The following is a 13647-nucleotide window of genomic DNA, read 5'->3' as shown; positions in this document are numbered from 1 at the left end:
TCTAATTCGGGCATGACCGACCGACCCGCGAGCTGGCGCATGCCGACCCCGAAGCAAATGGAAAAGCTGGCTGCCGAAGCCGCCCGTAGGCCGAGCCCTTCGACTCCGGCCCCGGATTCGCAGCTTCCGGCCGAATACTGGGAATCAGTCCTCAAAGACCCTCGCGCCGGGACGACGCTGGCCGAAACGCGGCAGCGACGTCTTTCCGAAATTCAGCGCCATGTGCTCCGCGTCTCCTGTCGCCGCTGCGAGCGAACCGTGGAAATCCAGACCGCCGATGCCGTCAGCTTGTATGGCGCCAACGCCGTGTGGAAGGACGTGGCGCAGCGGTTGCTCGACAACACCTGCCAGCAGCGCACCGGCAGGCATGAAGAAGACGGGTGCTGGCCCGCGTTCGAGACACCGTAGTCGCTCTGGATTTGCCGATCCGTTCTCTTTGCGCCTGCGATGTCCGGATGGCCCCGAAGTATCACCCTACGCCCCTGTCGGGCGGCGATCGCAAGGCTCTGGCGAAAGAGCTCGGCAAGGCACGCGCGATGGCTAGCATGCTGGCTACCCAATCGGCGGAGATGCGGGCCAAGGGCGAGGCGATGATCCAGCAAGCCGACAGGCTGCTTTGCGAAAGCTGGAACGAGCGGATGTGGAGTGACGGTGAACCGATCGATCCGCCGACCATCGATCAGGCCATGAACGGAGGCTTTGCCTGGTTGGAGATCAGGTGCGCACGCTGCAAGACGCCAAGCGACGTGGACTTCGCGGCGATGAAGCACCCGCCCACCACCTTGGTGCACGATCTTGCCAGTCGGCTACGCTGCCGCAAATGCGCCAAGGCGGGCCGTCGTCCATCCGCGACTCTGCTACAGTTGACGAGGCAGCCGCGCCACCCTCGAACCGAATCTTGACAGATGTGCAATCTTTATTCGATCACGACCAACCAAGCCGCGATCAGCGCGCTGTTCCGCGTCGTGAACCGCTACGTTGGCAACCTAGCGCCGATGCCGGGGGTTTTTCCGGACTACACGGCGCCGATCGTGCGCAACGGAGCCGAGGGCCGCGAACTCGTGACGGCGCGGTGGGGGATGTCGTCATCGTCAAAAGCGCTGATGAATGCCACGAAGAAACGAGCCGAAAAGCTGCAGGCCAAAGGCAAGACGGTCGATTTCAAGGAATTGCTCAGAATGGAGCCGGACGGCGGGACGACCAACATCCGCAATGTGAAGAGCAGACACTGGGCTCGTTGGCTCGGTCCCGAGCATCGTTGCGTGGTGCCGTTCAACTCGTTCAGCGAGTTCAACAAGGCCGAAGGCGGCGATATTTGGTTCGCGCTCGATGAGACTCGTCCCCTCGCCTGCTTCGCTGGCATCTGGACCAACTGGACATCGGTCCGGAAAGTTAAGGAAGGCGAGACAACCAACGACCTCTACGCGTTCCTCACGACGGAGCCCAATGCCGAGGTCGGCGCCGTCCACCCCAAGGCAATGCCCGTGATCCTAACGACATCGGAAGAAGTCGAAACCTGGATGACGGCGCCTTGGGACGACGCCTTGAAGCTGCAGCGGCCGCTCCCGGACGGGTCGCTAAAAATCGTTGCTCGCGGCGTCAAGGAAGATCCGACTGGGCCGACGCTTGAGGACGAGGACGACGATCAGGGTTCGGCCCCGTCCCGTTAAAGCAAGATCATCCACCTCGACACGGACCGCCGTTCTATGCGTCCGTCGAGCAGCGGGATAATCCGGATCTACGCGGCAAGCCAAGCGCTTTCGGCGGATCCCGCGAGCGCGGCGGCGTGATAGCGGCAGCCAGGTACGAAGCCCTAAGTTCAGAAGTCCGATGGGCGATGCCGTCGATGACAGCGAAGCGAAGTGCCGGACGTGATCTTCGTGAGGCCCCGTTTCGACGTCTACAAAGCGATCTCCCAACAAGTTCGAGAGATATTCGCCCAGCACACGGCCATCATTGAGCCGTTGTCGCTGGAAGGATAGAAGAACCGCGGCCGCTGATCACGCCGGACGCTAGACCTGCCAAAAAACATTTGATTGGCACGCGTGACAGAATGCTAAGCCCCACATTCCGGCCTCATATTCCGCTTCTTCACCTTCACTCATTTGGTCCTGGTCAGGCTCAATGGGCGTCAGCTTTCCGATTGCGCCGCAGTCTGGGCACCGGCTCGGTATATGATGGCCAGGACCTACATTGAAGTATTCGTCGTAGTCGGGATTGCGTTTGGCCCAAACAGTCCGAGCCGCCTTCGCTTGCTCCACGAGGAGGGCGAACTCGCCCCAGTCGATCTTCCAGCGCTTCCTAGATTGCATTTCCCAAGCTCGGGCACTCTGCCGAAAGTGGTCATCGAAGGCTTTCTGGAGACAGCCATTGACCGCCCGAAAGTGCTGCCTGAGAGACTTGTATCTCTGGGCTGTGATCTCGCCTGCCGCGAAGATTCTTGTTGTGCGCGCCCAGTGATGGATGTCGTGGCAGTCACCACAAACGATCTCGACCCTGAGAAGCACAGCGGTCCCGACCGTCTTCTTCTCCCGATACTGCCATACCTCGTGACCGTGAAGCCGCTCCCGGATCGCGCCGCAGATGGCACACCGCGAGCCCCGCTCCTTGATGAGCTGCCGACGCAGCTTGTCCCATCGCCCCTTGCCGATACCCTCGCTTGACCGCAGATTCCGTTCCCAGAGTGGCCTCGGGATCAATTCGATACGCAGCTTGAGCGTGCGGTGAGCGACCGACTTCGTGGCTTGCTTTTTCATTCGGAGTGCGTTCCAGCGATTGCGAAGCCCACTAAGCTGCCGACGACGCGAACTTCCGGCCGCCAACTCTGTCGAGAAGGATTATGATCACTGATAAGCACTGACGACCGGCCCAATTTGCTTGCCCACCATTGCCCGAGAAGACCATTCACGCATATATTTCAAACAATTACGGTGAAATGGCTGCTTCCTCACATCTCTGCGCAGCGCCAAGATGACGGCCCCGCCCGCCATTGGAGTGGTTACGCGGAAATAGAGTATTCCCGATATACAACCGAGCAAGAACAGCTCATGAGCAAGTCAATGGCAGAGCCCCCATATTTGAAAGCTTTGGAGCAGGTCTTCAAACAACTGGACATTGAAAAGGCCGATAGAGAGCATCCAATTTTCAAGAAGACTGAAGATAAGGAACACTACGAGACTCGCCTCATGTTTGCAGTGCGAAAGCGGCAGGCCGCAAAATATCATATGGACAATATGGTCGAGAGTTTAGCTCGGGTCGCAGCACGGGCGAAAGAACAAGCTGCAGCTAGCAAAAAGAAGAAACTCGGGCCCGCCGCAAAATTCACGATGTCCGCAACACGGCCTTCGAACGATTGCGCGCACGAGCTGGTAGCATTTCTCGCAGCTCTTCGATCCGGGCTCGATTTTTTGACCATGGCAGCGAGTCGATCGCTACCCGGCACAACTGCTCATTCAATTCATACGCTGATGAAGATGGCCGGTAAGGGGCAATCCGCCCCTGTGCTGGCCGTGGTGGCAAAGCACCTCGCCTGGCTGACTCAGCTGAAGGACTACCGGGATGAAGTCGTCCACCGCCTGGTTGTCCAACAACCAGTTACCGGTTGGAAGGTGTCTCACAACGGTAAATCGTCGACCGCAATATTGCCTGTGGTTGTACCCAAAAGCATTCCCAAATTAATTCTTGATACCCGGCGTTCTCGAATGATGGATGCAGAACTTCCGCTCGGGCTGGATATGTATGAATCGACTGGAGCAGTGACTTACGCTGACGGCACGGAGAAGATTTTTGAGCACACCATCAGGTACTCACCCGCGGATGGCTATATGCCTATCGACAAGTTCATGCGCGATCATCTGAAAGCGTATGATGCTTTTTTGAACGATGTATTTGTCGTCCTTGCAAAGCCTAAGTTCCAGCAACCCAATATGAGTGCCGCCACGCAGTCCAAGACGAAATGACAATGCAGTAACAGTCACTAGCGATTAGCGGAGACAAAGGGCCTGGGCGCGGCGAAGCCGAGATCGTGTTGTTCTTGCTACCCGCGCTCCCTGTCATACGATGGGACACATGCGAAAGATTGAAGAATTCGTCGACGAACGACAGAAGTCGTGGTGCATTCATTGCGCTCGATCGCTCGCAAGCCGCGAGACGAACGAGGATCATGTTCCATCGAAGAGCTTTTTGGTAAAACCCCGCCCGCATAACCTGCCTGTTGTGACCATCTGCAAGGAATGCAACACGAGCTTCTCGCTCGATGAGCAGTACGCGACCACTTTTCTAAGCTGCGTTCTAGCTGGCGGTGCCGATCCAGCACAACAGCCGAACGCGAGCGCTAGGCGTGCCCTGATCGATAGCTCAGCGTTACGCGCCCGGCTTGAGCGTTCGCGAACCGAGTACATGACGCGATCTGGAGAGAAACGCATCATGTGGAAGCCTGAGCTAGAGCGAATTCAGCGCGTGGTCCTGAAGAATGCTCGCGGGCACGCGTATTTCGAATACGGAGAGCCGATGTTGAAAGCCCCCGCTCATATCTGGGTACTCCCATTAGAAAGCATGACGGCGGTGGAGCGACGGAGTTTCAACGGGCTGATCGACGGAGGTAGCTTTGCTTTCTTGCCGGAGGTCGGCAGCGGCATGATGACGCGCATGGTTTCGGGTGAGGACATGGCAGGCCACTGGGTAACTGTGCAGGACGGGATCTATCGCTATTCTGTAAGGCAAGTTGGCGGGCTCAGGGTGCGGTCGATCTTGTCTGAATTTCTCGCCACCGAGGTCCAGTGGGAGCACTAGACAGGTGGTGAAAGCGACAGGCACTCCCGATCTGGAAGCGATCACGGGCAAGCTGGCGAGGCTCCAGGCAGCTGTAGGCGACGGCTTGTCCCGTGAACGTTGTTTACGCCGATGGAGCGAGTTTATCCGCGAGCGCGATGGGCATAGGTGCGTGGATTGCCATTCACGCAAGCGGCTGTCGGCCCATCACATCTGCCGAAAGTCCTTCCTCGCTGACGCACAATTCCAAACGGGAAACGGCATCACCCTTTGCAGTACCTGTCACAGAGAGATGCACAGAGGCTTTAATCGCCGGCCGGACCTATCCATGCCCGTAGACGCGCAGGGAGGCGAGAAGCTGGCATTGATGGAACGTCTCTACAGCATTCTCACCGACGATGCAGTCGAGCGTGACCTCATGCGCGAAGAGTTTTATTTTCTGAGCGACGAGCTGCTTGCCTCCTTCAAGCGGATGCAAGGGTATGACCCTGCCACTTTCTTTCCCGGCTCGCGCATCGAGCAGGCCTACTTGATATTGGCCGAGGGGGAGCTGGAAATGCGCCGCGCTATTGCAGAGGCAAACGGCGTACCCATGACGGATCAACCTCTTCTCCCAGGGGGACTCTACCTTGTATTGCCAGAAACGTGCGGCGAGCCGCAGAAATGTATTGTTGTTCAGACTTACGTGCCGCGTTCTAAGCCTTGATAATAGTGCAGGGGAGCCAAATAGGCCGGCACTGCTTCACGCGGCGCCTTTCCGAAACGAGCGTGCCGACGTTGGCGCGGTACCGGGGCTGCTAGCAAGTGCAAAGTTGCAACGCGTCCTCAAGGGACACGCTTTGCATTCAGGTGACCGCGAAGTGCAATGACGCGCCGCGAGATCGAGAATGGCCCAATTGAGTCGAGCTGGATTGCGTGACCGAACCATGACCCGTGTTAAGCTCTGCAACCGCGAGTCATAGCGGATATCGACCAATTTGCGAGGCTCGAAGACGCGATCGACGATCCGGGCCATGTTCCCATCTAGAAGGGGCTCGGGACGCCCGTGCGCGAACAGAAGCACCGCGCTTGCAACATACTGGCCAACCGCGGGTAACGCCTCGAGCTCCTCACGTGAATCCGGGAACTGGCCGCCGCGTTTCACCATTTCGCGCGCGAGCGCCTTGAGAGCAATGGCGCGCCGCCTCCAGAGGCCGATTGGAAGAAGTGCGTTCTCGAGCGCTTCATTCGGCGCTGTATCGATGTCGACCCAGCTGGAAAACTGGTCAAAGAAGGCGTCAAAGAAGCGGCCGACCGTCGATGCCTGCGTTCGCTGGAGAAGCACCTCGGCGACGACTTGCTGGTAGAGGCTAGCCCCTGGCGACCGCCAGGGAAAGCGGCGCCCATGCAGGTCGTACCATGAGAGGAGCCGCCGCCGGCACCAGCGCGCCTTCTCTATGACCTCCTGATCGAACACAACGGTCGGCGCGGCCGCGCTAGCTTGGCTCCGTGAAGATCCGGCTCGTGCCGCCATGCTGCGTTACTCGTGGACGCACCTGCACCAATCGCGGATGCCCAAATAAGTTTCGTTGCGACGGGATTGACTGAACGTAGCACGTTCCCGGCGCGAGCTGTTGCAGCGACATGTCCTGGAATTCGGGGGCAAATCGCACGAGGTCATTGACGTTGTCGCGTGTCCCTAGGCTAAAAACGAACCTTGTAGTGATGAACCGGCGAATCTGGAGGGGAATTGACCCGACGTCCTGCGTCGCAAACACGTAGGATGTCCCCTCGTGTCGCATCAGCCGGATTCGAGCCTCTATCTTCTCGCCGAAAGCCTCGCTCATGTACTCGTGGGCCTCGTCGAAGACGACGAGCTTGTTAAAGCCTCCTTGCACGCGGCTGATGTGATTTGAGCAAACGAGGAAGAACCGCAAGGCGTCTTCTTTGTTGAATAGGGGTTGTCGCAGGTCAAAAATGACCGCTCGGCCCGGCCGCAGGATCTGTTCGAAGCGAAGCCCGCGATCGGACGAGAGATACCTACGAATGAAATCAAGCCTAAGCTGCGCCGCGGCCTGACTGGACTTGTTCAGCGTGCTCGAAATGCTTCGCTCAAGGCTCTCGAGGCTGACATCGCCAGCCGCCTGCAAATCCATCAGCGTATTTCTGATTACCCGTGCGAAAACAGCGTTGCTCCCGGGTTCGCCCATGAGCAGCTCCCAATCTTCGACACCCAGTGTTGAAGGATCGAAGAAAAGCTCGGAGGCAGGCAGGCCACCGTACTCAGCGACGCGTTCGTCCGTGAGTTGCCCCGGAAGGCAAAGGATGTGGATGTCGTCCACCGACCGCGGGGAAGCCTGATAGAGCTGCTGGAGTCGCTGTCGATCGGTAGGATCGGGGTTCGGGACTGCCAGCGAGCTCAGTTCGAAGCGATCGGCAGAATGTCGCCGATAGTTGAAGATCACGACAGCCAACGGGGATGGCAGCGAGTTAATTCCAGCAATGGGGACTAGCGCCGACTCGACTAGCGTTCCGAGCAGGTAGCTCTTGCCAGAACCCATGTAGCCGAACACGCCGATCGCCTTGGGATGGTCGAGATCAAGGGCCACAGGCTCATTGCTGCCAACAAGATTTCCTAACAACGAGAAGCGGGTCGCTGGCTCGCTCCAGCCAACGTAGGCCGCCGGCGGCGTTAAGCTTCCGGTGTTGGTCGCTGCTGCGGGCTCTTGTTCATCAAGGCGGGTCTCGCTGGCCAAGGCTTCCCGGGGAGCGACACCGGGCGGTGGTTCCGCAGGGCTTTCGTCACTTGCTTCCTCGACGGGACTTGCTTCCCCGTCTCCAGGCTGTGGCATCGACGGCGTTCCTCCTTGATCCCCGCCATCTTCCCCCGGTCCGCTCGTCGGAGCAGTCGCGAGACCAAGCATCGCTATCAGGGACGGAGTGATGTCGGTTTCCGCTTCTGGAGAAATGGTCGCTTGTTCGGCAAGCAGCGCCCGCATCGCCGTGTCGATTTCCGTTCTCAGAGCAGCATCGTCAGGCCCAGGCGCAATACCAGGCCAAAATGTACCGCTTAATGCGGCAGGATCGATAAAGGCCTCGTAGCTTCCACCCGCACCGGGCCGCACGATGCAAGCGGAGCCGCTCGTGGTGATGGATCCTGGCGCGAACCACAAGAGCATCGCGGCTCCAGCGTCGACGACGAATCGACCGTTCACTACGTAGCGGAGGATCGACGCCCTGATGGTGGGGTCCAGCTGCTCATCCGCAAAGCTAAGGGCGAGATCAAGGAGAGCAGCACAAGCTTGTCGTCGAGCGGCTGTAGCGGCTGGATCCGCGGTCATCCCTGGACCCGTGCTCAATGCCGTTGCCAGCGACCTAACGAGTGCTGCCGCATCCTTAAGCTGCTCCCTCGCGCGGCGTAGCTCTGGATCGGATTCCGGCGGGATCGGCTCGGGTTGTCCGGGCCTGCCATGATGTTTCACTTCGATGGGCACGATGCCGATGCGAACGGCGCCAGCTTCGATAGACACTTTGAAGGCTAGGAGATCAGCCCTACGCTTGTGCTGTTCGCCCGCAATACTGGCCAGCAGCGGTGCAACGGGATCAATAGGTAGCAGGCCTGCGAAAGTATTTTGTCCAAGCGAGACCCATCGCTGGGGTTGCGGGTGCCCGGCCGGGGGAAGTAGCGCTCGCGTCGCGTAAAAATGACCGGCTGCCGCGCTTTCCTGCGTACCGCCAGCCGCTTGCAGCGATGCCAAGCCAATCCCGCGGCGTCCGAGCTCTGCCACCATCTCTAGCGCCTGGGACTCCGCGAGTCCCTGGCGGCTGGCGAGGGCCTTCACCAGGGAGCTCGGAACGCGTGCCACGACATAGTGAGCGCGTTTCGCAAGCGCGTCTCGATCTGCCTGGCCACTCGAGAGCCAGGATGGACGCCACTCCCACAACATGCGGTCGGCGCTTCCCCCGGCCCTAATGGTGCTCGACAGCAGCGCTGGATCAATGTTCAACGTTCCGAGTACCTCCCATCGAGCGTTGCTGCCAATGCCGAGCGCGTTCGCTTGGGGTGCAACTCGCAACGCGCTCGGACCAGTTGGCAACACGTGCTCGATGTTGGAGAGCAGCCGAGCGAGCCCCAGCAGGTCATCGCCTGGTTGGGCTGCGTACTGCTGATCAAGTACTTGCCCCGTGATGAACGGCACCGTGAAGCGACGAAGCGGCAACGGTCCTAGTACGCCCATCGCGATCGAGCCGACCGCGCCCATGTGGGCGCTGGCATTCTCGATGAGGGCGATGTCGGAGGCTGGAACGGTGAACGCGCTATAGCGCCGCCACTCGAATGGCCGCTCAGCCCCCTCCGTGCCGCGCTGCGCAAGTAAGCGGTCGCGCGCCGGCGGAGCGCCTAGCCTGTTGTTAGAGTCCCATATTCTCGTTGCGCCGCCCAGGAGCGACACGCCGCGTAGCGTTGCCCCTCCGACTGTACTGACAAGGGCTTCATCTATTTCCCTCGCGCGCGGAGCAGGCGACACTGACCTGACGTCGATCTCGAGCGAGCTCAAGTAGGGGTGCGTGGCCAGATAGTCGGTGATCGCCTGGCTAACCACCTCTTCATTGATGCCGCTTGGACCACCCCACGGAAGCTCGAGGCCGGCCGCCAGCCTTGGCACACGCACGAGGCCGTCGTTCCCAAGGATCCCGAGCGCACTCCATGTCACGAAATCGGCGTCCTCACCGGGATCGAGCGGCATCGCGACCATCGGTATCGGCTGTCCCGTCACGTTCACTGTCGTCCCGGTCAGCGGCAAGTTCCAGCCCTCAGCAAGGCCGAGGAGCGCCGTGTCGACGCCAGATCCCTGCGCAAGGCGGGCGACGGAGAACGCCCACGCCAAGCGCGCGGGATGCAGCGGTGAAAGAAAGACGGCTTGGACCTGCCCGAGGCTCGCGCCTTGAGCATCATCGACAACGATGATCGAAAACGGATAGCTGGCCCAGAACGTGTCCGCGGGCGAAAGTGATTTCGCGTGCTCCACGAGATCGCTGTGAGCTTCTACAAGCGCGCGGACGGCAGACCCAGGCAAGTCGCCCGGGTTGGCTGCGGATAGCCAAATCTCCTCTCCGCCTTGCCGCACTCCAAGATGGTCGAGGACAGCCCGCGATGCCGAGATAAAGCTCGTCCAGGCCGCGCTACCAGCGAGTGCAGCGCTCGGGCCGTTACCCACGCCAGGCAAGCGGAAGCCCGCAGGTAGTGTCGCGAGGAATGTTGGAGCAGCACCTGCAATGTTTTGCGGCCATTCAGCCACAACGCGCGTGGTGCCGAGCACGTATTGAAACAGGCTCTCAGGAAGCACGCCGGTCGAACCACGTACCGCGCCAACCAGGGCTCCCTGGAAACGACCGAGAACGCTGGTACGCGCACCAGATGACGGAGGTCTTCGGCCAGATCCGGACTTGGTGATTGCCGCGACAAGCCCAGATGTGACCGCCTTCGCACGTTGCTTTACCTTGACAACGGCTATCAATCCCGCGGCCGAACTCGTGACCTGATCACCCTCGTCTACCCGCGCAACGACCTGCCTGAGGCCCGTGCCGGCCACGGGATCGAAGTTTCTGGTCTCAACATCGATGATACCTTCGGTCGCGAACGAACCAGCGGCAACTATCCTGCCATCATAAGAAGAGAGCGTGTACGAGCCCTCGCGCTGGAGTAGGAGGTCGGGCGTGGCGCTGGCTTCCCAGTCCGAACCGGCAGATCCACTGCGGGTGAACGTGTCTCCACGGTCCGGCGCGACGGCGAGCTTAGAGCGGTTTCCTTCGTACGCGACCAGCGTCGGCGAGAAGCACGATGGAGCGATTATCTCGATCGAGTGGTCCAACTTGCGCGGTTCGCTCCAACCCGTGCCATTCCAATCCTGGGCGCTTGCTGATAGATGCAAGGTTCGAACGGGATGCCACGATCCAGAAATCTCGCCGGCCGGGTCAATATTGGCTGTATAGGTTAGCGTGACGTCGAACTCGACCTCGAGCTGCGCGGCGGGTGCGGAACGCACGTTCCGTCTTTCTGCCTTTAGACCTCCGCCAGACAGGGATATCTCTACAGAATCGGGGTCGACAATCGTCGCGCCAGCCGTTCCGCTTTGCGGGGGCGTCGGTGTGACGAGGAGCGAGGTCCAAGGCTCCCTGAAGCGTAGCGAGAGACCGGCCAACGTCACTACGAGGCGCTGTTTTTTTCCCGCCGTTGCTATGGATACTCCGCCATTTCGCGTTTGCAGGATTAGGGTGGCTTCCCTGCCTGGAATTGTGACCAGCGACGCACACGAGGGATTTGTCTCGATGCCACGCGCCTTTTCCAGTGCTTGTCGCGCACGCCGCAGCTGCTCCGTGTTCACTCCCCACCATGCCGGCACCGGCGCTATCGGAAATGCCGGTGGGGTCGCGGCCAGTACAGTTGGGGAAGACGCCGCGATGAACACTTGCCGGGCAACAACGGGAGCTGGAGTTCCAGGCTCCATTGAAAGCGCGGTTGGCCAGTCAAGGCCGCGCCAGGGCGTTGGCTTCCGCACACCAGGCGATTGCAAGTCGAGCGCGGTCAGCAGCGTCTCAATCCCGCCTCGCGGGATGACGAATTCGTCCACGAACTGCTGCCACCATTCGGCAAGTTTTGAGGGAGGGATTGTCTCGAGCCGTCTCATGGGGTTGCCGAGGAAGGGATTGTCGGCATCCCCCTCGCGGGCAGGAACAGGGATCCCGGCCAGGCGAAGAAGCTCCCAGGCGTGTCTCTCGGCTGGTGCAGAGCCGAACACCCGCATGCGTTGCTCGATGTCGGACCAGACCACCGCCCAATGTTCGAGGAACCTGTCGCTCCAGTGCTCGGTCGCTGTGCTCCCGGCCTCTTCGAACGCCTTTACCAGCAGCTCCGCGAGCCAAGCGGCGGTTTCAGCAAAGGCTTTAAACGCCGGTGCACCCGGCGGAAGCCCAAGGCTTCGCCACAGCTCCTTGACGCACAATTCGGCAAGCAACTCGGTGGAGCACTCTCCTCCTCCCGTCCCGGGAAACCGGGCGGAAATGAACGGGCGGACAACATCGCGGAACGACGTGTCCGGGTCGCGCTCGCTTCGTTTCCAAGCGAATACCCTGTCCTCCGTCGTCCTCCATCCAATTATGTCTGGCCAGCTAACCTGCTTCACCCCGCTTGGCACGGTCGCCCGCTCGCCGACCAGCACGGCGCGATTGGTCGCGACCGAGTTGCACTGCGCAACGAGGTCGTACATCTCCTCCTCAAGGGCAAGCGGAAGCTCAACCGAGTACAGGCCCTTGAGAGCCGAGAGGTGAGCAGCAATAGCTCGTCCGAGAAGTCCCATGCCATTCAACTTTCTGCGGGCCGTTTCCCTAGAACGCGGACTTGATCACCAGCGCGTTGTCCGCATCGGGACTATCGGTACTGAGACCAGCCTCTTCGAGCAATCTCACCAAGACCGCTCGATCGTTGTGAATTCCAAGAGCAGCCAGGTCATCGACCAATTCTCCCAACGTGCAAGGCTCACCCGGCCGTCGGGCTAGGAGGCTGCAAACCACGACGAGCCACTCTGGGCCAGGCTCGAACCAGAAATTCCGCTGCTTGCTGCGGGCGAGGTAGTAAAAATCAGCCTGGTCCTCCGTATCGTCATCCGACACCCTGGGTACCAGGAGGTATCGAACGAACTCGCGCGTGTTCTTGGCCGCGTCATCCTCCGGCTCGAGCCGCGCTGGGAGGGCCGTGGCCCCGATCCGAGAGAAATCTGAAATCCAGGTTTCAAGGTGGCTGGACAAGTCTGATCCAATAGTCGTCAGGTCAACCTCGGGCGGCTGCGCGTCCTCGATGGCGGCACGTGCCTTGTAGCCTTGCATTAGCAGCATCTCGAGCGCGGGCCAGGCGTTCTTCTCGGACGGCGGGACGTCTGCAGGCTCGATGGATGCGAGGCGGGCGCCCTGTTGGAGAAGATTCTTGAGGGCTAGGATAGTCGCGGGTGCCTCACTGGAATTGTCCCGCGAGTGGATTACCGCCTTGTGCAAAATGCGGAAGAATTCAGCTTCCCAGAGGTAGGCAAACGCAAGCCCCGTCCTCAAAAGGCACAGCGCCCAGTCCGTGAAACGCCGCGCTGGTAGCGCAGCCCGCCAACCATTTGCCGGGTCGCAGAGATTGCCCCACTTGGTCCAGAACCAGCGGAAAGGTGTGAAACGCGCGGAAGCCAGCGGATGCACTTGCGGCGCAGTTGGAGGAACCGGGCCGATGACCGGCCACTCTCGCCAGCTCGCGGTGCCGCTCCCGAGCTCGCGCCATACGTGGGCCGCCATTGCCCGAAGGGCAAGCGAAGTCACTTGATTCAACGGATCAGCCGGATCGTCCGCGGACAGGGCGGTTAGAAAGGTCGAGGCAACGTCTCCGTCCCCTGTTGATCCGCCAAGCCAACCTACCATCTCGATGGCGCGGGCCTGGTTTGCGGGACTGTCCTTATTGACCATGCCGTGGAGCGTCTGCAAGACCACCACGTCCGGGGTAACGGGCGCGCAGGCCAACGACTTGTCCCCGCGGGCCCGGGGCGCAAGGATAGAATCAAGAATGATGGCCATCGGGTTGATCCCGACCGGCACCCTGTCAACAAGCCCTGTCAATTGAGTGCCGATCGCAATCGGATAAGTCTCCAGCGCTTTCGGCGAACCTCCATGGGCCTTGCGCGCAACGAGCCGTCGAATGTCGTGCGGCCCTGTCGTCGATCGAAGTGCAGCAAGGTCCTCGAAATACCCTCTGTCTCCACCCAGGCTCGATCCGCGAGACCGCCACAGGAGGTCTGTAAGGAGGACCTCCGTCTGCTTGGCGTATTCGGGGCGCGGCAAGGGAAGTAGGCCGTCCGGCTTGACCAACCA

At 60.4% G+C, this 13647-nt stretch carries 10 protein-coding genes and 1 pseudogene; 7 read left to right on the top strand and 4 right to left on the bottom strand.

What is annotated here, in order from left to right; translation table 11 throughout:
- The first annotated feature begins 12 nt into the window (after positions 1–12).
- The 4 genes and pseudogenes from QX041_RS24750 to QX041_RS24735 all read left to right on the top strand — a co-directional run.
- Positions 13–408, top strand: a complete 396-nt coding sequence (locus tag QX041_RS24750) for a hypothetical protein (RefSeq protein WP_316166810.1) — start codon at positions 13–15, stop codon at positions 406–408.
- 47 nt (positions 409–455) lie between these two features.
- On the top strand, positions 456–902 hold the full coding sequence (locus QX041_RS24745) for a hypothetical protein (RefSeq protein ID WP_316166808.1): 447 nt from the start codon (positions 456–458) through the stop codon (positions 900–902).
- Positions 903–905: 3 nt separating this feature from the next.
- The gene (locus QX041_RS24740; RefSeq protein ID WP_316166807.1) at positions 906–1670 is read left to right on the top strand and encodes an SOS response-associated peptidase; all 765 of its coding nucleotides are present in this window, start codon (positions 906–908) and stop codon (positions 1668–1670) included.
- A 6-nt stretch (positions 1671–1676) separates the two neighbouring features.
- Positions 1677–1976 (top strand): annotated as a pseudogene (locus QX041_RS24735) (DNA polymerase IV); the annotation flags it as partial.
- Positions 1977–2012: 36 nt separating this feature from the next.
- On the opposite strand, the gene QX041_RS24730 reads toward QX041_RS24735, so the two are convergent.
- Entirely contained in the window at positions 2013–2756 is a 744-nt protein-coding gene (locus QX041_RS24730) for a hypothetical protein (protein WP_316166805.1), read from the bottom strand.
- Between the two features lie 291 nt (positions 2757–3047).
- Between QX041_RS24730 and QX041_RS24725 the strand changes: the two genes are divergently transcribed.
- The 3 genes from QX041_RS24725 to QX041_RS24715 all read left to right on the top strand — a co-directional run bounded on the left by QX041_RS24725 (position 3048) and on the right by QX041_RS24715 (position 5476).
- Positions 3048–3959 (top strand): hypothetical protein, encoded by a 912-nt coding sequence (locus tag QX041_RS24725; RefSeq protein WP_316166804.1) that lies wholly within the window; start codon positions 3048–3050, stop codon positions 3957–3959.
- Between the two features lie 109 nt (positions 3960–4068).
- Complete coding sequence (locus tag QX041_RS24720) at positions 4069–4791, top strand: hypothetical protein (RefSeq protein ID WP_316166802.1); 723 nt, start codon at positions 4069–4071, stop codon at positions 4789–4791.
- Positions 4792–4795: 4 nt separating this feature from the next.
- The gene (locus QX041_RS24715) at positions 4796–5476 is read left to right on the top strand and encodes a hypothetical protein (RefSeq protein WP_316166801.1); all 681 of its coding nucleotides are present in this window, start codon (positions 4796–4798) and stop codon (positions 5474–5476) included.
- Between the two features lie 36 nt (positions 5477–5512).
- Here QX041_RS24715 and QX041_RS24710 read toward each other — a convergent pair whose 3' ends face one another.
- From QX041_RS24710 to QX041_RS24700, 3 genes are all read right to left on the bottom strand, one after another.
- Positions 5513–6226 carry a hypothetical protein gene (locus QX041_RS24710; RefSeq protein WP_316166800.1) on the bottom strand — a complete coding sequence of 238 codons (714 nt, stop codon included), beginning with the start codon at positions 6224–6226 and terminating at the stop codon, positions 5513–5515.
- A 19-nt stretch (positions 6227–6245) separates the two neighbouring features.
- Positions 6246–12014 (bottom strand): hypothetical protein, encoded by a 5769-nt coding sequence (locus QX041_RS24705; RefSeq protein ID WP_316166799.1) that lies wholly within the window; start codon positions 12012–12014, stop codon positions 6246–6248.
- 118 nt (positions 12015–12132) lie between these two features.
- Positions 12133–13644, bottom strand: a complete 1512-nt coding sequence (locus QX041_RS24700) for a hypothetical protein (RefSeq protein ID WP_316166798.1) — start codon at positions 13642–13644, stop codon at positions 12133–12135.
- Between the last annotated feature and the right edge of the window lie 3 nt (positions 13645–13647).

The sequence above is a fragment of the Bradyrhizobium sp. SZCCHNRI2009 genome, assembly GCF_032485115.1.
Taxonomy (GTDB): Bacteria; Pseudomonadota; Alphaproteobacteria; order Rhizobiales; family Xanthobacteraceae; genus Bradyrhizobium.
The sequence above is the reverse complement of the archived record's forward strand: the minus strand, read 5'-3'. Positions and strand labels throughout refer to the sequence as shown.